20 protein-coding genes are annotated in these 19464 nt (G+C 67.9%); 7 read left to right on the top strand and 13 right to left on the bottom strand.

All coding sequences use genetic code 11. The features are described 5' to 3' along the window. Positions 1-28: 28 nt before the first annotated feature. Positions 29-616, bottom strand: a complete 588-nt coding sequence (locus ABD116_RS34485) for a Uma2 family endonuclease (protein ID WP_343980317.1) — start codon at positions 614-616, stop codon at positions 29-31. 139 nt (positions 617-755) lie between these two features. On the opposite strand from ABD116_RS34485, the gene ABD116_RS34480 reads away from it, so the two are divergent. Further along, the gene (locus tag ABD116_RS34480) at positions 756-1016 is read left to right on the top strand and encodes a DUF3039 domain-containing protein (protein ID WP_343980315.1); all 261 of its coding nucleotides are present in this window, start codon (positions 756-758) and stop codon (positions 1014-1016) included. 24 nt (positions 1017-1040) lie between these two features. Here ABD116_RS34480 and ABD116_RS34475 read toward each other — a convergent pair whose 3' ends face one another. From ABD116_RS34475 to ABD116_RS34465, 3 genes are read right to left on the bottom strand one after another with little or no spacing between them, the layout of a single operon-like run. Beyond that, positions 1041-1598 carry a YqgE/AlgH family protein gene (locus tag ABD116_RS34475; RefSeq protein WP_343980313.1) on the bottom strand — a complete coding sequence of 186 codons (558 nt, stop codon included), beginning with the start codon at positions 1596-1598 and terminating at the stop codon, positions 1041-1043. A 7-nt stretch (positions 1599-1605) separates the two neighbouring features. Continuing rightward, positions 1606-2007: a VanZ family protein gene (locus ABD116_RS34470; protein ID WP_343980310.1), complete on the bottom strand. Its 402-nt coding sequence runs from the start codon at positions 2005-2007 to the stop codon at positions 1606-1608. A gap of 10 nt (positions 2008-2017) precedes the next feature. Next, positions 2018-3454 (bottom strand): NAD-dependent malic enzyme, encoded by a 1437-nt coding sequence (locus tag ABD116_RS34465; protein ID WP_343980307.1) that lies wholly within the window; start codon positions 3452-3454, stop codon positions 2018-2020. 128 nt (positions 3455-3582) lie between these two features. Here ABD116_RS34465 and ABD116_RS34460 point away from each other — a divergent pair, with 128 nt between their 5' ends. Further along, positions 3583-4578, top strand: a complete 996-nt coding sequence (locus ABD116_RS34460; RefSeq protein WP_343980305.1) for a LacI family DNA-binding transcriptional regulator — start codon at positions 3583-3585, stop codon at positions 4576-4578. A 101-nt stretch (positions 4579-4679) separates the two neighbouring features. Here ABD116_RS34460 and ABD116_RS34455 read toward each other — a convergent pair whose 3' ends face one another. From ABD116_RS34455 to ABD116_RS34440, 4 genes are all read right to left on the bottom strand, one after another. Next, positions 4680-5687, bottom strand: coding sequence for a substrate-binding domain-containing protein (locus ABD116_RS34455; RefSeq protein ID WP_343980303.1), 1008 nt, complete (start codon positions 5685-5687; stop codon positions 4680-4682). A 23-nt stretch (positions 5688-5710) separates the two neighbouring features. Continuing rightward, positions 5711-7033: an ABC transporter permease gene (locus ABD116_RS34450; protein ID WP_343980301.1), complete on the bottom strand. Its 1323-nt coding sequence runs from the start codon at positions 7031-7033 to the stop codon at positions 5711-5713. Then, the gene (locus tag ABD116_RS34445; protein WP_343980298.1) at positions 7030-8565 is read right to left on the bottom strand and encodes a sugar ABC transporter ATP-binding protein; all 1536 of its coding nucleotides are present in this window, start codon (positions 8563-8565) and stop codon (positions 7030-7032) included. The genes ABD116_RS34450 and ABD116_RS34445 overlap by 4 nt, the downstream gene beginning before the upstream one ends. Positions 8566-9003: 438 nt before the next feature. After that, positions 9004-10149, bottom strand: coding sequence for a CaiB/BaiF CoA transferase family protein (locus ABD116_RS34440; protein ID WP_343980295.1), 1146 nt, complete (start codon positions 10147-10149; stop codon positions 9004-9006). Positions 10150-10193: 44 nt separating this feature from the next. Here ABD116_RS34440 and ABD116_RS34435 point away from each other — a divergent pair, with 44 nt between their 5' ends. After that, positions 10194-10592, top strand: coding sequence for a DUF6855 family protein (locus ABD116_RS34435; RefSeq protein ID WP_343980293.1), 399 nt, complete (start codon positions 10194-10196; stop codon positions 10590-10592). Here ABD116_RS34435 and ABD116_RS34430 read toward each other — a convergent pair. From ABD116_RS34430 to ABD116_RS34420, 3 genes are read right to left on the bottom strand one after another with little or no spacing between them, the layout of a single operon-like run. Then, positions 10589-11530, bottom strand: coding sequence for an alpha/beta fold hydrolase (locus ABD116_RS34430; protein WP_343980291.1), 942 nt, complete (start codon positions 11528-11530; stop codon positions 10589-10591). The genes ABD116_RS34435 and ABD116_RS34430 overlap by 4 nt on opposite strands. 2 nt (positions 11531-11532) lie before the next feature. Then, positions 11533-12351 carry an SDR family NAD(P)-dependent oxidoreductase gene (locus tag ABD116_RS34425; RefSeq protein WP_343980289.1) on the bottom strand — a complete coding sequence of 273 codons (819 nt, stop codon included), beginning with the start codon at positions 12349-12351 and terminating at the stop codon, positions 11533-11535. Then, complete coding sequence (locus tag ABD116_RS34420) at positions 12348-14159, bottom strand: hypothetical protein (protein WP_343980286.1); 1812 nt, start codon at positions 14157-14159, stop codon at positions 12348-12350. The genes ABD116_RS34425 and ABD116_RS34420 overlap by 4 nt, the downstream gene beginning before the upstream one ends. A gap of 86 nt (positions 14160-14245) precedes the next feature. Between ABD116_RS34420 and ABD116_RS34415 the strand changes: the two genes are divergently transcribed. The 4 genes from ABD116_RS34415 to ABD116_RS34400 all read left to right on the top strand — a co-directional run bounded on the left by ABD116_RS34415 (position 14246) and on the right by ABD116_RS34400 (position 17845). Then, positions 14246-15004 carry a MerR family transcriptional regulator gene (locus ABD116_RS34415; protein WP_343980283.1) on the top strand — a complete coding sequence of 253 codons (759 nt, stop codon included), beginning with the start codon at positions 14246-14248 and terminating at the stop codon, positions 15002-15004. 41 nt (positions 15005-15045) lie between these two features. Continuing rightward, positions 15046-15606: a GNAT family N-acetyltransferase gene (locus ABD116_RS34410; protein ID WP_343980280.1), complete on the top strand. Its 561-nt coding sequence runs from the start codon at positions 15046-15048 to the stop codon at positions 15604-15606. 40 nt (positions 15607-15646) lie between these two features. Then, positions 15647-16228, top strand: a complete 582-nt coding sequence (locus tag ABD116_RS34405; RefSeq protein WP_343980278.1) for a hypothetical protein — start codon at positions 15647-15649, stop codon at positions 16226-16228. An 87-nt stretch (positions 16229-16315) separates the two neighbouring features. Then, positions 16316-17845 carry a WD40 repeat domain-containing protein gene (locus ABD116_RS34400; RefSeq protein WP_343980275.1) on the top strand — a complete coding sequence of 510 codons (1530 nt, stop codon included), beginning with the start codon at positions 16316-16318 and terminating at the stop codon, positions 17843-17845. Here ABD116_RS34400 and ABD116_RS34395 read toward each other — a convergent pair. After that, positions 17808-18026 carry a hypothetical protein gene (locus tag ABD116_RS34395; protein ID WP_343980272.1) on the bottom strand — a complete coding sequence of 73 codons (219 nt, stop codon included), beginning with the start codon at positions 18024-18026 and terminating at the stop codon, positions 17808-17810. The genes ABD116_RS34400 and ABD116_RS34395 overlap by 38 nt on opposite strands. Continuing rightward, positions 18023-19384, bottom strand: coding sequence for a hypothetical protein (locus ABD116_RS34390; protein WP_343980269.1), 1362 nt, complete (start codon positions 19382-19384; stop codon positions 18023-18025). Before ABD116_RS34390 ends, ABD116_RS34395 begins: the two co-directional genes overlap by 4 nt. Between the last annotated feature and the right edge of the window lie 80 nt (positions 19385-19464).

The raw sequence follows: 19464 nt of genomic DNA, 5'->3' as shown, positions 1-19464 counted from the left end.
GCCGTACAGGAACGTTACCCGAGATCCCTCACAAGGTCAGATCGGCAGGCACGACACTCACTTCGAACGGCACCGTCAACCGGGCGATCTCGTCCCCGGCGGCCTTCGCCACCTGCGCATATGTCCCGTCCCGCAGCTCCCACGCGATCAGCTCCGGCGTGTCGGGATCCACCACCCAGTACGCCGGGCACCCGGCCGCCTCGAGCCGAGAGAATTTCAGCATCAGGTCGACCCGGCGCGTGCTCGGCGACAGCACCTCGACCGCGAGCAGGGGCGCCGTCGGGAGGTCCCGCTCGGTGAAGTCCTCTCGTCTCGCAACCAGCAGATCTGGCTGCATCACAGTGTCCTGGCTGATCACGACGTCGGTCGGCGCCACCAGTACCTTCAGGTCCGACGGACAGGCAGACTTGAGCTTTACCAGCAGGTTGACCACGACATCCTGATGCCGGATCGTAGGCGCCGGCGTCATGATGAGCACGCCATCGATGAGCTCGTAGCGATGCCCGTCATTGGGCATCCGATCGAGATCGTCCCGGGTCAGTGGTCCGGACGAGTGCCAGGGCGGTTGCCACGAAGGCGGGTAGTCCGGATCCGGTTCCGTTTCCATGAGTGCCATGGTGCCTCCTTGTAGTCGTCACATCTACAAAGTGCAGTGATCTGCCCCCGGCCTGACCGGTTGTCCACAGGGCAGTTCAGGAAGTTCGCTGTGGACGAACTGCGGGCGTCGGTCGGCGTGGCGACCTACACTTGCGGCTATGAGTACTCAGTTGAGCCCGGGCGCCGAGACGGTCATCGACGAGCGGACCAAGCCGTCGCTGGACGAGGGTGATCATGAGCGGTTCTCGCACTATGTGCCGAAGGACAAGCTGACCGAGGCGATGGTGATGGGGACGCCGGTGGTCGCGTTGTGCGGCAAGGTGTGGGTGCCGAGTCGCGACCCGCAGAAGTTTCCGGTCTGTCCGGAGTGCAAGGAGATCTGGGAGTCGCTCAACCCGGGCGACGACGACAAGGAGTAGCCACCCAAGGCCCAGAAGGTGCAGTCAGTTCTGGGTCGGGTCGTCGGGGTAGGTGGCCAGGTAGGCCATCTCGTCGTGCTGGCGCCGCAGGACGCGGCGCCACAGGCCCTCGGGCTGCAGGCTGAAGACGTCGTCGGGCTCGGACGGTACGACGTACCAGGCGCCCTCCGTGATCTCCCCCTCCAGCTGTCCGCTCGACCAGCCGGCGTACCCGGCGAAGATCCGCATTCGCTGGATGGCGCCCTCCAGCAGCGCCGGCGGTACGTCGAGATCGATCAACCCGATCCGGCCGAAGCACTCCCGCCATCCCGGCGGGTCGGCCGACTCGATCACCTCGGCGACCGCGAGGGCGCTGTCCGTCCCCACCGGCCCGCCCATGAAGAGCACACCGGGCTCGCTCACCGTCTCCGACCAGTCGGCCAGCACCCGGTCGACCTCGAGGTCCGCGGCCCGGTTGACCACGACGCCCAGCGCACCGTCCTCGTCATGATCCAGCAGCAGGATCACCGACCGCCGAAACGGCGGCTCGTCGAGCAACGGGGTAGCCACCAGCAGCGAGCCGGTCAGGGTCGTGGCCGTCATGCACCCATCATGTCGTGCTCGGCAACTTTTGCGTACGGATGGCGCGGAACCCGAGCCACGCGCCCACAGCCAGCCCGCACAGGTCCGCGACCGAGTCGAACGGATCCCCAGACCGGAACGGCAGCCAGTAGTACTGCACGATCTCGCTGATCACCGCGTTGGCGGCAACCACCGGCAACAGATACCGAGCCGGTACGCCGGCCCGCAGCCCGAAGTACGCGACCGACCCGAACAAGAACAGATGCGCGAGCTTGTCCGAATACGGGAAGTCGACGCTGGACGCGGCCTGGTGCGGTGAGTACACCCCGTACAGGTGGATGCCGCAGGCCACCACGAAGGCGACCCGCCACAACCACGCGGTACGGGAGGACGTACGGACCTCAGTTGAAGTAGAGATGGAGTCAATCAAAGCAAATGACTCAAATCAGCGCGCCCGGGGAGTCGTCCGGGAACAGCTCCGCGGCCGGCGCCTTGCCACCGGCCGCGTCGCGGACGGCGTGCGCCACCCGCGTGTGCACCTCCGGGTGGAAGACGCTCGGCACGATGTAGTCGGCGTTCAGCTCGTCGTCGGTGACCACGCTGGCCAGCGCCTTCGCGGCCGCCAGCTCGGTCTGGATCGACACCTTCGACGACTGCGCGTCGAGCAGGCCGCGGAAGACGCCCGGGAAGACCAGTACGTTGTTGATCTGGTTCGGGAAGTCGCTGCGCCCGGTCGCGACCACGGCCGCGTGCTCGTGCGCGGCCGCCGGGTCGACCTCGGGGTCGGGGTTGGCCAGCGCGAAGACGATCGAGTCCTTGTTCATCGTGGCGATGTCGGCGCCGTTCAGGATGTTCGGCGCCGAGACCCCGATGAACACGTCGGCACCGGCCAGCGCGCCCTTCAGGTCGCCGCTGTACTTCGCGGCGTTGGTGTTCTCCGCGATCCAGCGCAGCTCCGGTGACAGCCCGTCGCGCTCGGTGTGGATGACGCCTGCGATGTCGGCGACGATCGCGTCCTTGACGCCTGCCTCGATCAGCAGCTTGAGGATCGCAGTACCGGCCGCACCCGCGCCCGACAGCACGACCCGGACCTCGCTGATGTCCTTGTTGACCACCCGCAGCGCGTTGAACAGCGCGGCCAGGACGACGACCGCCGTCCCGTGCTGGTCGTCGTGGAAGACCGGGATGTCGAGCTCCTCGCGCAGCCGGGCCTCGATCTCGAAGCAGCGCGGCGCGGAGATGTCCTCCAGGTTGATCCCGGCGAAGCCCGGCGCGATCGCCTTGACCACGGCGATGATCGCCTCGGTGTCCTGGGTGTCCAGGCACAGCGGCCAGGCGTCGATGCCGGCGAAGCGCTTGAACAGCGCGGCCTTGCCCTCCATCACCGGCAGCGCCGCCTCCGGGCCGATGTTGCCCAGGCCGAGGACGGCCGATCCGTCGGTGACGACCGCGACGGTGTTGCGCTTGATGGTCAGCCGGCGGGCGTCCTCGGGGTTGGCCGCGATCGCCAGGCAGACCCGGGCGACACCCGGGGTGTAGATCATCGAGAGGTCGTCGCGGTTGCGGATCGGGTGCTTGGCCTCCATCGAGATCTTGCCGCCGAGGTGCATCAGGAAGGTCCGGTCGGAGACCCGGCCGATCTCGACGCCCGGTACGGCCCGCATCGCCTCGACCAGCCGGCCGGCGTGCTCGGTGTCGGCGGCGGCACACGTCACGTCGATCCGCAGCCGCTCGTGGCCGGAGGCGGTCACGTCGAGGGCGGTGACGAGGCCGCCGGCCTGCTCGACCGCTGTGGTCAGTTTGCTCACCGTGGAGCCACCGGCGGGGACCTCGAGGCGGACGGTGATGGAGTAGGAAACGCTCGGCAAGGCAGTCACGCGGGTGATCCTCTCATGTCACTGGTCAGGTCCGGAGGTTCTGTTCTTAAAGTGCACGGCGAACGGCTGGGTAATCCATTACCCGCCCGCTACGCTGAGCCCTCTGACGCAAGTACGGGAGGGCGCGGATGGCGACGATCAGCGAGGTCGCGGCCAAGGCCGGCGTCTCCACGGCAACCGTCTCGCGTGCCCTGAACGGCAAGTCCACGGTCGATCCCGACCTGGTTCTGCGCGTACGCCGGGCCGCCGAGGAACTCGGTTACCAACCCAACGGCCCGGCCCGGAACCTGCGCCGTCAGGAGGCCGCCGTCGTCGCGCTGATCATCTCCGACGTCGAGAACCCCTTCTTCACCGCGATCGCCCGGGGCGTCGAGGACGTCGCGCACGAGGTCGGCTACTCGGTCGTGCTCTGCAACTCCGACGAGAACGCCGAGAAGGAGAACCGCTACATCGACGTCGCGCTCCAGGAACGGGTGGCCGGCGTCATCCTCTCCCCGTCCGGTCCGACGACCAGCGTCGAGAAGCTCACCAAACGCGGAACCGCCTTCGTGGCGGTCGATCGGCCGTTGCCCGGGCAGTCGAGCGACGTCGTCCTCGTCGACACCCGGCTGGCAGCGCGGGAGGCGACGGCTCACTTGATAGACCAGGGCTATCAACGGATCGGGTGTATCACCGGTCCGGCCGGGGTTCGTACTGCGGATGACCGGCTGGCGGGGTATCGGGACGCGTTGAAGAGCCGGCGGCTTCGCAGTACGACGAAGTTGGTGCGGCGGACGGAGTACAAGGCTGCTGGTGCGCATCGGGCGGCGCAGGAGTTGCTCGACCAGGCCGAGCCGCCGGACGCGTTGCTGGTCGCGAACAGCGCGATGGCGGTCGGTGTACTGCAAGCCCTGCAGGAGCACGGCATCCGACCGGGCAAGCAGGTCGGGATCGTTGCGTTCGACGACGCTCCCTGGGCCGAGCTGGTCGATCCGCCGCTGACGGTTGTCGCGCAACCGGCGTACGAGATCGGTACGGTGGCCGCCCGGCTGTTGCTGGCCAGAATCGGCGACAACACCCGGCCGACCACCACGACCACCCTCGCCGCCCGCCTGATCGAACGCGGCAGCTCCCACCGCGGCTGACCACCCCGCCGCATTTCAGGGGTTGACCACCGAAGTGAGGGGTTGCCCCCCGAGATTCCGGGGTGGCAACCCACAAGGTCGGGGGGCAACCCCCGAAATGGTCAGCCGGTCGGGTTCTCCTCGGCGTAGATGCTCGCCGCGTTGTCCTTGTCGATCAGGCGGGTCTTCAGGGTCTGTGTCTTCTCGATGGAGCCGCAGTCCACCAGGATCTTCTTGGCCGCGGCGATCGCTTCCTTGCCGTTGGTCGGGTAGGTGAAGGTGGCCGAGAGCCGGCCCTCCTCGACCGCCTTGATGCCGCCGGACGGGATCGGCAGCGCGTCGATGCCGATGAACTTCATCTCCTTCTCGCGGTGCACCGCCTTCGCCGCCAGGTAGGCGCCCTCGGCCATCGGGTCGTTGTGGGCGTAGACGAGGTCGATCTTCGGATTGGCCTTCAGCAGCGCGTCCATCTGTGCCTGGCCCTTCTCCCGCAGCCAGTCGCCGCTGGCGTCGGCGACGATCTTGATCTTCGGGTTCGCCTTGATCGCGTCGACGAAGCCCTGGTGGCGTTCGGCCTGTGGGGTCGCGCCGGCCAGGCCCTTGAGCTCGACCACGTTGCCGCCTTGTGGGAGGAGCTTCTCGGCGACGTACTTGCCGGCCTCGGTGCCGATCTCGACGTTGTCGCCGCCGATGAAGCCGGTGTACGCGTCACCCTCGACCTTGCGGTCCAGGACCAGTACCGGGATGCCCTTGTCGTAGGCCTTCTTCACCACGGCGGTCAGCGGCTTGGCCTCGTTCGGGCTGATGATCAGCAGGTCGATCTGCTGGGTGAGGTAGTTCTCGACGTCCGCGACCTGCTTGGCGTTGTCCTGGGCGGCGTCGGCGAACTTCACGTCGAACTGTGGCACGTCCTTGGCTGCGGCCTTGATGTCGTCGTCCATCCGCTGCCGGTACGGCTCGGCGACGTTGGCCTGGCTCATCCCGATCACATACTTGCCATCAGCCCCTTTGCACTGCTTCGAGGCGCCTGCCTGCGGCTTGTCGGAGGTCCGGTCGTTGGTGGTGCCGCAGCCGGCCAGGACGAGGGCGGCGACGGCCGCGGCGGCCAGCGGTGCTTTCAGATTGCGCATGACGAGCCCTTTCACTTGAAGCTTCAGGAGGCGGGACGGAGGCGTTGCAGCGCGGCCGCGGCGACGATCACGAGTCCCTTGATCAGCAGCTGGATGTTGGAGTCGATGTTGTTCAGGGCGAGGATGTTGTTCAGTACTCCGAGCAGCAACGCGCCGGCCACAGTGCCCGCGACCGAGCCGCGCCCACCCGCCAGGCTGGTGCCGCCGATCACGACTGCGGCGATCGCATCGAGCTCGTAGCCGATGCCGTCGTTCGGGCTGCCCTGGTTGAGCTGGACGGCGTGCACGATCCCGGCCAGCGAGGCGAGCAGTCCGCAGATCGCGAAGACGGCGATCTTGACCCGGATCACCGGTACGCCGGACAGCCGCGCGGCCTTCTCGTTGCCGCCGACCGCGTACAGATGTCTCGAGAACGCGCTGACCCGCAGGAAGACGACGGCCGCGATCGCCACTACCGCGAAGATCAGCACCGGAATCGGCACCAACCCACCGAAGGTCCTCTCCCCGAGAATCGCGAAAGAATCCGGCGCCTCGTGCGGACCGTTGCCATAGGCAATCGCCACGCCCTGCCCGTCGGACCAGATCCGCGCCAATCCACGTGCTATCTGCAGCCCCGCCAGCGTGACGATGAACGACTGGATCCCGATCATCGCCGTCGCCATCCCCTGCAGCGCCCCGAACACCAGCCCGATCGCCAGCACCACCACAACAGACGGCAGAAACCCCCAGCCACTCTCCACCATCAACACCGCCGACCCGACCGCCGCCAGCCCGAGCACGGCCCCCACCGACAGATCGATCCCCCCGAGCAGAATCACGAACGTCATCCCGACCGCGATGATCCCGATCTCCGAAACAGCCCTGACCACATTGGCCAGATTGTCCGCACTGACAAACAGAATCTCCCCATCCCGCCTCGGCGAGAAAATGATCGCCGCGACAAACACCGCCAACAATCCAAAGACACTCTGAAAGCGGAACAAGGTCGCCACGACGCCACCAGACTTCTCCGCAACCGCCGTCGGCGCCGTACCGACGCCGACGGCGGTGGAGCTGGAAGCAGCACGGGTAGAAGCGCTGGTCGGGGAGAGGGAAGGCGCCGTGGCCGAAGGCCCGTCCGCCGACCGGCCGTCCGGCTGCTCCGCAGCGGCCTCGGCTGATGCAGCCTCGACCACCGGATACTGAGGGGCGGCACCCGCCGAAGCAACCGCGTCTTCCGGCTGCTCTGCACCGGTCTGAGCCGCAGGCACGTCAGCCACTGTCCGCCCGGCGGCGTCAGCCGACGCCAGTTGATCGGCCGGCCGCTGCGCGGAGGACGGTGTTGGGGCGTCCTGGGGGTTGGTCATTGGAGGGCTCCTTCTCCCATGGCGGCGGCCAAGAGGTCTCCTTCGGTGGAGTTGGTGGTGGTGAAGGAGGCGACGTCGCGGCCGTCTCGGAGGACTACTACTCGGTCGCAGACTCCTACTAGTTCGGGGAGTTCCGAGGAGGCGAGGAGGACACCGATGCCTTGGGCTGCGAGCTCACCCAGGAGGCGGTAGATCTCGGATTTGGCGTTGATGTCCACGCCCCGGGTCGGCTCGTCCAACAGCAGGAGTTGCGGGTTGGTGAGGAGCATGCGGCCGAAGACGACCTTCTGCTGGTTGCCGCCGGACAGAGTGCCGACCTCGTCCTGCAACCTCCCGTACTTCAACCGCAGCCGGTCGGCCATCCGCACCGACGCGGCCCGCTCCATCCGGCGCGCGATCACCCCCAACCGCCCGTACGCCGGAAGGCTCGAGACCACCGTGTTGGCGAGGATCGAGTGGAACAACACCAACCCCGAAACCCGCCGATCCTCCGGCACGAACCCGATCCCCCGCCGCAACGCAGCGCGCGGACCGGAAGGCCGGATCTCCTTGCCCTGCAACACGATCCGCCCCGACCGCGACCCACCCGGCGCAACGCCGTACAGAGTCTCGAGCAACTCGGTACGACCGGAGCCGAGCAACCCCGCCAGCCCGACGATCTCGCCGGCTCGCACGCTCAGCGAGATCCCGGCCGGATCACGCCGCCCCGGACGCGGCCGCCGCGGGGTCAGTACAAGATCTTCAACTCGGAGCAACTCATCTCCCGTCGCCACATCCGGCGTCGTGAACATCGTCTGCACCGGCCGCCCGACCATCGCCTCGACCACCTCCGCCGTGGTCAGCGAACGCGGGTCGAAGCTCGCCACGTTCTGCCCGTTGCGCAGCACCGTCGCGCGGTCGGCGACCTGGGCGATCTCCTCCATCCGGTGCGAGATGTAGACGATCCCGACCCCGCTGCGACGGAGTTCGCGGATCACCACGAACAGCCGCTCGACCTCGGACGTCGTCAGCGCGGAGGTCGGCTCGTCCATGATCAGCACCCGCGCGTCGAGCGAGATCGCCTTCGCGATCGTGACGAGTTGCTGCTCGCCGACGCGCAGTTCGCCGACCGGGCGGCGCGGGTCGAGGGCGACTCCGCTGCGGATCAGCAGCGTGCGGGCTTCGCGTTCCATCCGCCGGCGGTCGACCGTGCGGAGCGGAGTACGGAGTTCCCGCCCGAGGAAGATGTTGTCCGCGACGGACAGCCCCGGCACCAGATCGAGTTCTTGGTGGATCATCGCGATCCCGGCGGCCTGCGCGTCGGTCGGGCCGTTGAAGGAGACCGGGGAGCCGTTGATCTCGATCTGCCCGTCGTACCCGGTGACGTCGCCGGACAGGATCTTCATCAGCGTGCTCTTGCCGGCGCCGTTCTCCCCGAGCAGCGCGTGCACCTCACCCGCGCCGAGGGTGAAGTCGACCTCACGACAGGCCTGTACGCCGCCGTAGCGCTTCCCGATCCGGGTCATCCGGACCAGGGCCGCGGCCTGTGGCATGGCACCTCCGCGATCGAGCGAGTAATCGATTTCCCGGACGCTAGACCCGCACGCCGCGCACCGTCAACCCTTCACCGACCCTAGGCCCCCATCGGTACTGATTGGCAGCCTTTCCACCCACCCCGACCGCCCCGCCGCACCCGGCGCACCCGGCGCACCGACGCACCGACGCACCGACGTTGGCACCTTGAACACCCAACGGCGGGCTTGAACAAGCAATAACGTGTTCAAGCCCACCGCTTGGTGTTCAAGGTCGCCACTCCCTGTGCAAGCCCGCCACATGTGGGTTCGGACACGCAACGGCGACCGTGAACAGGCAATAACGTGTTCAAGGTCGCCGCTTCGTGTTCACGGTCGCCACTTGGTGTTCACGGTCGCCGCTTGAGGTGCGGGCCCGCGTGATGTCGAAGGGGGGTGGCGCGGTTGGGGAGTGGGAGGCTACTCGTCCAGCCAGGCGCGGACGGACTCGTCGTGCTCGCCGAGGCGAGGTGGCGGCAGGTTGGTCTCGCGCGCGCCGGCGTACGGGTTGTCGTCGAAGCGGAGCGGTGGGCCGGGGAGTTGGATGGACCCGAGGGTCGGGTGCTCGACGTCGATCAGCAATCCCTGCGAAATCGTCTGCTCCCACTCGTAGACCTGCTGGAAGTCGCGCACCTTCCCGGCCGGGATCCCCGCCTCAGCCAAACCGCGCAACCACTCATCGGCCGGCGACACGCTGAACGCCGCCTCGATCGCGGCGGTCAACTCATCGCGATGCGCCACCCGCAGTGGATTGGTGGCGAAGCGCTCATCCGAAGCATCCAGCCCGACCAGCGGCGCGAAGGTCCGCCACTGCGACTCACTCCCGACCGCCACCTGCACGATGTCGTCCTTGGTGCGATACATCCCGTACGGCGCGATCTGCGCGTGATGATTGCCGACCCGTTCAGGCAACTCCCCCGCGACCGTCCACTTCGTCCCGTGGAACGCATGAACCCCAACCACCGACGCCAACAACGAAGTACGAACCACCCGCCCAAGCCCAGTGACATTCCGCTCGTGCAGCGCGGCCAGCACCCCATACGCCCCGTACATCCCGGCCAGCAGATCAGCGATCGGTACGCCGGTCTTGGTCGGCTCCACCTCACCCGTGATGCTCATCAGCCCGCCCTCCCCCTGAGCGATCTGGTCGTACCCGGCCCGCCCGCCCTCCGGCCCGTCATGCCCGAACCCGGTGATCGACAAGATCACCAACCGCGGATTCAACGCGTGCAACCGCTCGACCGAGAACCCGAGCCGATCCAGCACCCCCGGCCGGAAGTTCTCCAGCAACACATCGGCCTTCTGCACCAGCCGGCTCAGGAACTCCTTCCCCTCCACCGACTTCAGATCCGCGGTCACCGACTCCTTGTTCCGGTTGGCCGACAGGAAGTACGTCGACTCCCCCTCCACAAACGGCGGCCCCCAGCCCCGGCTGTCGTCCCCACCGTCCGGAGTCTCGACCTTGATCACCCGGGCACCGAGATCCCCGAGCATCATCGCCGCATGAGGACCGGACAACGCCCGAGTCAGATCGACGACCACCAGGTCAGACAGAAGGTTCTGCACCTGCTCACCCTAGGCGTAGCCTCCGAAGGAAGGAGGGGATTGTGATGGCGTTCACCGGCAGTGGGACCAAGGACGACCCGTGGGTGCTGAGTACGCCGCCCGGCGGGTCGCAGTACGAGATGTATCGGGATGACGACGTGCTGGTGTGTCAGGTGGGGAGTACCAGGCTCAGTTATCAGGCGCGATGCATCGAGGATCTGCACGAGATGCTGAAGAAGCACGGGGACTGGATGTTGCTGGGCAACGCGGACGAGCAGAAGCCGGCGGCGCCGGGGACGGTGGAGGCTTGGGCGCGGGCGGAGGACAACCCGGTCGGTGGGTGGTACGGGTTGAAGAAGGGGTTCCGGGGACGGTTCGCGAACTACGTGCCGCCGGTGCTGGAGGCGCTCGGGCTTGCGGAGGTCGAGCACAACGCCCGCAACAACCGCATGCGAGCGCTCTAGACGCGGACCTTCCGTACCAGCGACGCCAGGCGTTGAGTCACATCGCGGGGGCGTTCCTGCATGAGCATGTGCCCGGCTCCCGGGTACATCCACAGGCGCGCACTCGGCAACAGGTGGGCCATCCGGTTGGCGTGGCGTGGTCCGATCAGGCGGTCGCGGGTGCCGTGCATGATCTCGACCGGGATCTGGTCGAGCACCTTCAGCACGTGCCCGCGGTCGTGCCGGACGATCTCCTCGAAGAACCCGCCCAGCGACGGACCAGGCAGCCGCGCCACGTCCGCCAGCAGGATGTCCACCTCGGCCGGATCCACATGCTTCCCGAACGCCAACTGCCGCAACGCAGGCCGACGAGCCGCCGCTGACAGTCCTTGCCGCCAGGGAGCCGGTACTACCGAAGCCCGCCGCTCAACCCGCGCACCCGCCAGGTGTACCGCCCGCGGAGCGAGCAGCGCGGCAGATGCATCGAATCGCGCCGGCAACCCGAAGGCCCGCGAAGCCAGCTGCCCCGACGACGTACCGACCAGAGCCGCCGCCGCAATCCGCGTCTCGAACAACTCCGGCCGCGTCTCGGCCAGCGCCATCAACGTCATCCCGCCCATCGAGTGCCCGGCATAAACCACCGGCCCATCCCCGACCACCTCGTCGAGCACGAACGCCAGATCCTCCGCCAACTGCGAGATCCGCGCGGTACCGGCCGGAGCAACGTCCGACGCCCCATGCCCGCGATGGTCATAGGCGACCACCCGTACGCCGTCAGCGCCCAGCACCCGAGGCAGCCCACCCAGCTGGTGATGCCAACTCCGAGTAGAACAAGTCCACCCATGCGCCAACAGCACCGTCACCGGCGCCGCAGCCGATCCTGTTGTCTCGACATGAAGGCGCACTCCATCGGGAGTAACCACCTCGGTGGAGACTTCATCAGATCGTTCTGCCTGCATCGTCATATCTTCCCCAGTTTGTCTGTCCACTCGCCCAGCCCGCCCTTGCGGCGCTGCGAATTCGTCCGCCACCGGACCACCCGATCCGCCACCGACGGCAGATGCCGGGCGAACCCGACCGCCAGCCCCGTCGACCTGGTCGACGCCCGGTTGCGCGGCGGACGCGCGGCCCCGGCGACCGAGACGATCGTGCCGACCACCTGCGCGACGGTCTCGGCCGGAAGGAACAACCCGAGGTCGACGCCGCGCGCAAGAGAGGCGTCGTGGATCGGAGTCGGCACATAGCCCGGGTAGATGACGCTCACATCGATCGCCCGCCCGTTCTCGATCCGCAGCGCGTCCGCGTAGGTGTCGATCGCCCGCTTGGAGACCAGGTACGACGCCGCCAACGGCAGCGTCACGTACGCCAGCCCGGAGGACACGAAGATCACCCGGCCACGGGCGGCGCGGAGTACCGGCAAAGCCGCCGCGGTGACACCCCAGCCGGCGAAGAGATTCACCTCGATCACCTTGCGGGCAACGGCATCCGGCACTTCCCCGGCCAGTGCCGGTACGCCGATGCCCGCATTGTTGATCAACAGGTCCAACCCGCCGAGCCGCTCAACCGCCTCGGCCACGGCCCCCGGAATCTGATCCGCCTGCGTCAGATCACACTCGATGACGTCATCACTCTTCTGCAGATCGAGCCCGACAACCGAAGCACCCCGAGCCCGCAACTGCTCGACAGTCGCCGACCCGAAAGCCCCAGCCGCACCCGTGACCAGCGCCTTCTTCCCGCGCAGATCCCAGGCACCCTTCCGCAACCCAGCCCGCCCACTCACGCGGACTCCCGCTCACGCCGCGAGCCCTGAGCCTCCAGGTGCGCAGCCCGCAGCCGCCCACCGCGAGCTCCACGCCCGACCAGCCAAGCGATCCCGCCGATCTCCAGCGACCCGACGACGGCGAGCAACGCATACCCGCCGTTCCACATCCACCGCGGTACGTCGGTCCGCTCCTCCCGCCGCAGCGTCTGCTGCTCCCCGATGAACTCGACCGTCTGCCCGTTCGACACCTGCTCGGCCGGCTTCTCGATCTTCAGGTCCTCCGGCGCGTAGACCCACATCGCGACCATGTCCCGCGCCCCTTGATGCAGCCGGATCATCGACTTCCACTTGCCGTACATCGGCAGCGGCTCGGTCGACCGGTAGGTGCCGTCAGCAACCTTCTCCATCGCGTGCGTCATCGACCCGCCACCCTGCCAGGCCAGCGCCTCGAACCACCGCGCCCCGTCAGCGGCGTCGACCGGATTCATCGAGACCGTCACGTACGCCGTCGGCTCCGACCCGATCGACGCCGGCTCCAGCGACACCGTCGCGCTCACCCCAGGGTCGGCCGACCGAGGTACGCAGAAGAAGAGCGCTGCCAGTACTACGACCAGCCCGACCGCCCCGAGCTGATGCGTCAACCGCACCGGCGGAGTCATCCGCACCTCGCCCGCCACCTCGGCGTACCGGGTAGCCAGCCATGCCCCGAGAAGCCCAGCACCAAGACCGGTCACCAAGCCGAAGCCAAGAGCCGGCGGAAGCATCGAGGCGGGCCAGTGAATCGGCATCCACACCTGCGACCACCCGTACTCAACAACCACGCCGACCGTGCCGATCAGCGCACCCGAGACGAGTCCCAGCCGGAACCGGTTCTTGTTGCCCAGAGCAAACGCCGCGAGCTCGACCAGTACCGCCTCGGCGATCAGCAGCGGGAAGTGACCGAGGATCTCGCCCAGCGGCTGATCCACCGCCCAGGCGATCCCGCCGCGAATCACCAGGTACGTCGCGAGCGCGCCGAACGTCACGAAGGGCCCGCGCCGCGCCCGCAGCAAAGTGAAGGCCAGCGTCGACCCGAAGACGATCAGAATCGGCTGCAAGATCAACGGAAACTGAGGTACCCCGTAGTTGAACTCGGTGCTGAACAGGTCCCACGCGATCAGCAGAGCGCCGACCGCGATGATCTCCTGCGCCCGCCGGCGCCAGTTGAGACCGGCCAGTTGCTCGACCTCGGCCGAAGCGAGCAGCCGGGCGAAGATCGAGAAGACCACACCGCCGATCATCAGCAGGTGCGTCGGCCCCCAGAGCGTGACGTCCTCACCGAACAACCGGTGCCAGACGTCGTCGAGCGGGAAGCCGACCAAGGCGAACGTGCCGCACACCGTCACCAGCGCCGCGCTGCACGGGATCCGCCAGCCCTTGGTCAGCTTGATCGTCCGGGCCGGCAACGGCTTGCGGGCCAAGGCGATCGGCAGGACGCCGGAGATGATCACGCCGAGGATGCCGAAGAAGATCGGGTAGTGCGCCGGCGTACCGAACGGGCCGGTGTCGCGGCCGCGGTCGATGTGCACCGCGATGTCCCACCAGACCCCGAAGGCACAGGCGAGCAGCGAGACGGCGTGCAGGTACGGCGTCAGCGCAGCCCATCGGGGGACTCCGTCCAGTCTCCCGATGGTGTCCGCGAGGCGCCCTACCAGCGTCACCCGGCCGGTGCGTTCCCGCCACAGCAGCACGGCGAGTGCGAGGTACATCAGCGAGACCAGCCCGGTGACGATCGCGATCTGGCCGAATGACGCGGTTCCGGTGGTGGCCGCCAGAGGGACCGTCATGGGGAGCTCCTTCGACATACGCCAGAGGCAATGTTACATAAGCTATGTAACGTGTAATCTGGGAGACTGTCAAGGTGGGAGGACAGATGCCGGCCGAGTCGGGGCCAGAAGCCGAGTTCACGGTCGACCAGCTCGCGGCCAAGGTGGGCATGACGGTGCGGAACGTGCGCGCGTACGCCGGCCGCGGCCTGATCCCGCCCCCTCGCCTGGCCGGCCGCACCGGGTACTACGGCGCCGACCACGTCGCCCGGCTGACCCTGGTCCGCGAGCTGCTCGACAAGGGCTACACGCTGGCCGCGGTCGAGCGGATGATGAGCGAGCTCCCCGACGGCGCGCTGGCGCTGGGCGTGTTCGAGACGCTGGTCAGCCCGTGGACGCCGACCGAGCCCGAGGTGATCACCGAGCAGCAGCTGGCCGATCGCGCGGGCATCCCGCACAACCCGGACACCATCGCCAAGCTGGTCGAGCTGGGCATCGCCGAGCGGCAGGACGACGGCCGGCTCCGGATCCCCAACCCGGACCTGCTCCGTACCGGCCTCGAGGTGATCAAGCTCGGCGTACCGCTGGAGGCGATCTTCGAGATGCTGCCGAAGCTGTTCGAGCACGCCGACGCGGTCGCGAAGGTCTACGTCGAGCTGTTCCGCAGTACCGTCTGGCGGCAGTTCGCCGACGCGGGCCTGCCGGCCGACGGCTGGCCCGAGATCCAGCGCACCCTGGAAAACATCATCCCGCTGGCCGGCCAGGCCCTGGTCGCCTCTTTCCGCGAGGCGATGGGCCGCGAGATCGAGGTCGTCGCCTACGAAGAACTGGGCCTCGCCCCCGACACCCTCCCCTCGACCGGCTGACCCCCGCAGTCCCCGACCAGCCCGCCGTCAGGAGCCCACCGGTGACCTTCCGCCCGAGCTATCCGATCAAAACCGAGCGCCTCGATCTGCGTCCGCATCGGATGGACGATCTCGACGACCTCCTCGCCTTCCACTCCGACCCGGAGGTCGTCCGGTACGTCCCCTGGCCGGTCCGCAACCGCGAACAGGTCCGCGCCGCCCTCGAGGTCAAGCTCACCCAGGACGCGCTCACCGAGCCCGGCCAATGGCTCGTCCTCGCGATCGAGCTCCGCCAAACCTCCACCGTCATCGGCGAGGTCCTCCTCAAGTGGGACAGCGACATCAACCGCCAAGGCGAGCTCGGCTACGCCCTCCACACCGGCTACCACGGCCGCGGTCTGGCCGCCGAAGCCGCCCGGGCCATGCTCCGGATCGGCTTCGAGGACCTCGGCCTGCACCGCATCCAGGCCAGCGTCATCAACGGCAACACCGCCTCCACCAAACTCCTCGAACGCCTCGGCATGCACCAGGAAGCCCACCTGATCGAAAGCCTCTATTTCAAAGGCGAATGGTGCGACGACCTCATCTGGGCCATCCGCGAGCAAGAATGGCGGTCCAAGTAACAACCAAGAGGGGGAACACGCCACCGCCGGCACTTGCTCGATGGTGATGCCGGCCCGCTTCACCATCCGGGCAGCCGTCACCAACTTCACCATCCAGCTGGCGCAGAACTGCCGCACCGCCGGGCTCGAGAGCGCCACCTGGAACGGTTCGACCACCGGGTCGACCTGGCCCGAGCTGCTGATCTTCGACTCTCCCGGATACACCGACAAGCTCACCATGTACGCGAACCTCACGCCGGTCGGCCGGACCACGTGGATCGGCACCAGTGCCTACGACCACGACTTCAACGACGTCACCCAGACCAATGCGACGTCGTACACGAAGTACGGGTCGTCGGCGACCATCATCGGGGGCCGGAAGGGGACGAAGACGGCGCTGGTGGCGACCGTCGGGTACTACAACCCGAAGCTCAACCAGTACGTCCGCTGGCCGAACAAGCCGGTCACCTTCCAGTACCAGGAGAAGGGCAGCACGGTCTGGAAGTTCCTGAAGTCGGTGACCACCAGCAAGACCGGCCAGGCCGCCTACACCTACTACCCGAACAAGACCAGGACCTACCGGGCGTACGTCCCGCAGAACGCGACTTTGTGGGACTACTACACGGTGGCGATCAGCCGCTGACCCGAACCCCGTAACCTCAGGCTGAGCCGACAGTTATCGTTTGGTCGCACTATGTCACGATCGCCCGGCTCAGTCCTGAGGACATTGATGAAGAAGGCAGTTCTGGTATTGGTCACGGCCGTGGCCGTGATCGCCGCAGCACTGATCCCCTCGGGACGGCCCGTCGTGGCCGCCACCTCGGTCTCCGGGCCCGGGTTCGGGTCGGCATTGTCGGCGGTCCGGCAGTTGGCCTGGCAGACGAATGCGAGCGTCAACACGCTCGCTGTCGCAGGCAACACCGTGTACGCCGGTGGGCTGTTCACCCGGATCCGGCAGCCGGGCAAGGCTGCCGGCCAGGGCGAGTCGGTTCGGACGTACCTGGCCGCCTTCAACCGGACCACCGGCAAGCCGCTCGCGTTCGCCCCCAAGCTCAACGGCGCCGTGTGGTCGATCGCGACCAGCCCGAACGGGCGCTGGGTCGTGGTCGGCGGCGACTTCACCACCGTCAACGGGCTCGCCCGCAAGCACCTCGCGATGTTCAGCGTCGCCACCGGCAAGCTCGTCGTCGGCTGGCATCCGGCGGTCGCCTACCGGGTCTCCGCGCTCGCGATCGGCGGCAACAGCGTGTACTTCGGTGGCTCGTTCGGCCGGGTCGACAACACTGAGCGCAACAACGTCGCCGCGGTCACCCTGTCGACCGGCGCGCTGCTGCCGTGGGACCCGGACGCCGACGACGACGTCTACGCGATCGACCTGGCCGACAGCGGCCGGCGGGTCTTCATCGGCGGCGGCTTCAACGAGATCCAGGGCGAGGACCACTACGCGCTGGCGATGGTGAGCCCGACCACCGGGGCCCCGATGCGGATGCCGGCCGCGGCCGCGATCCCCGAGCCGTCGCCCGACTGCCAGAGCCGGGTCAAGGACATCGACACGCTCGGCAGCAAGGTGTTCGTCTCCAACGCCGGCAGCGGACTGGGGTGCTACGACGGCGTACTGGCCGCCGATGCTGCCACCGGCAAGCTGCTCTGGCAGAGCAACTGCCTGGGCGCGACCGAGGCGATCAAGGCGATCGGGAACTGGCTCTACAAGGGTTCCCACGCGCACGACTGCAGCCGGGACGGCGGCTTCAAGGACGGGAGCGGCACCCACCATCTGCTGGTCGAGAGCACGATCAACGGCAAGCTCGGCCCCTGGTACCCGAACACCGACGCCGGCGGTACGACGGACGTCGGCCCGCTCGCCTTCGCCTCGGGCGGCAACGACCTGTGGGTCGGCGGCGACTTCACCCGCGTGAACGGCGCCCTCCAGCAAGGGCTCGGGCGCTTCACCAATGCCGCTGGTGGCGCTCAGCCGGCGCTCCCGGCGGCGCCGAAGGTGTCCAGCACGGTCAAGAACAAGGCGACGGTCAGCTTCGCGACCGTGGTCGACGCGGACAACATCTCGCTGATCTACTCGCTGTTCCGCGGCACCACCAAGGTCGCGAGCTGGAAGCGCAACTCCTACCCGTGGACGAAGCCGGTCGTGACGACCTTCACCGACGCCAAGGTGAAGAGCGGCAAGACGGTCAGCTACCGCATCCAGGTCAGCGACGGCCGCAACGTCAGGACCGGCCGGGCAGCCGCGGTGAAGGTTCGCTAGCCGGTTCAGCAGGCTTCTCGATATCGCCTAGGTCGGCGTCCCAGTCGTCCTCGTCGTCGACGGCGTTCGCGTCGTTGCGCCGGGCGATCCGGACGAACGCGATGATCAGCAGGATCGGCCCGAGGAACATCGCCGCCTCGGGCACACCACCCATGTGCAGCGCGATCAGCTGGGCGATCATGACGCGGTCACCAGCGCGATCCCGCCCGCGGTGAAGGCGACCATCGCCGCCAGCATCGGGTACTGCGCCCGCCGCAACTGCCGCCGCCGGAACAGGTGGGTCGCGCGATCGTGCGCGGACACCACCCCGAGCACGTGCCCGAGCACGATCGCGCCGATCTGGACGGCCGCGATCAGCCCGGTCCCCAGGAACGCGTAGTCGATGCGGGTGCTCCCGAGCCCGAACAGATCCCAGCCGCGCCCGAACGGATCCGTTGCCAGCAGCAACCCTTCCTGCCCCTGGAACATCGCGAACGAGAAGTAGTGCGCGACGGCGTACCCGATCGCGATCGGCACCAGCGAGTGCACGAATGCCCCCGGCAGACCCGCATTGCCCAGCCCACCAGGCCGGATCCGAGCCGCGCCCGTCGCCCGGGCGGCCAGCAGGAAGAGCATTGACACGACTGCGACCGCCACCAGCAGGCCGAGCGTGTAGACGAGCAGATGTCCGCCGTGCCCGAGCTCACCGGTCTGGTTGGTCCAGGCCGACCACCGGCTGATGCCGTCGAAGGCGGTCGATCCGAGCAGCAGGCAGAGCAGCCCGACCATCCCCCGCTCCTGCGGGATCGTCGCGAGCCCAGCGAGCGGATTGCGCAGCACGAGCCGGCGATTGGAGTCGCGACCCAACGGGCTGAGCTTGGCGAGTACCTCGGCGTACACCTCGAAGCTGTCGCCGATCGCGAACCAGGGCGGGCCATAAACGATGCCCGCGGCAACATTCACCAACGCGTAGCCGGTCACGAAGACGGCGACGACGAGCGGCTCCGAGCCATCGGGGAAGACGAGCTCCAGCCACAGAAACCCGAACAGCCCCGCGACCGCTGGCCAATAAGCGATCCCCTGAGGCAGCTCCCGGTACGCCGTACGCGGCACCCACCCGGCGATCGTGCGCAGCGGATTGGCGAGCCGCCACACCGGCCCGAACAGCAGCGACACCGGGATGATCCCGACCCAGATCCAGACGTAGAGCCAGGTCGGCGCCGGATTGCGACTCGGCGAATCACTCCCGAACCACGCCACCCCGAGCAACAACCCGAACGCCGCCAACCCAATTGCCTTGAGCAACCAACGAACGGTCCGGGCGTCAACCAACCCCGTCAGCCAGGCGAGCGGGACGTCGCCGGCCCCGGCCGGCCCGCGCGGCGGCGTACCGGCGCGCAGGCCCCCCGCAGCGGGTTCGAAGCGGGGTTTGGACCAGAAGGCAGCCAGGGCGAAGAAGGAGACGGCTACCGCGGCGGCGGCCGAGTAGATGGCGAGCCAGAGCGGTACCGGCAGGTCGCCCCGGCCACCGATGCCGTGCAGCGGGACCAGCAGCGTCACGGCGCCCTCCGATCGACTCGCTATCTGACCGATCGAATGTAACACGATCGATGTCACATAGCGACAGCTCGCGAGTGCGC

This window comes from Kribbella koreensis (genome assembly GCF_039525325.1).
Lineage (GTDB): Bacteria > Actinomycetota > Actinomycetes > Propionibacteriales > Kribbellaceae > Kribbella > Kribbella koreensis.
This window is presented reverse-complemented; position numbering and strand designations above follow the sequence as displayed.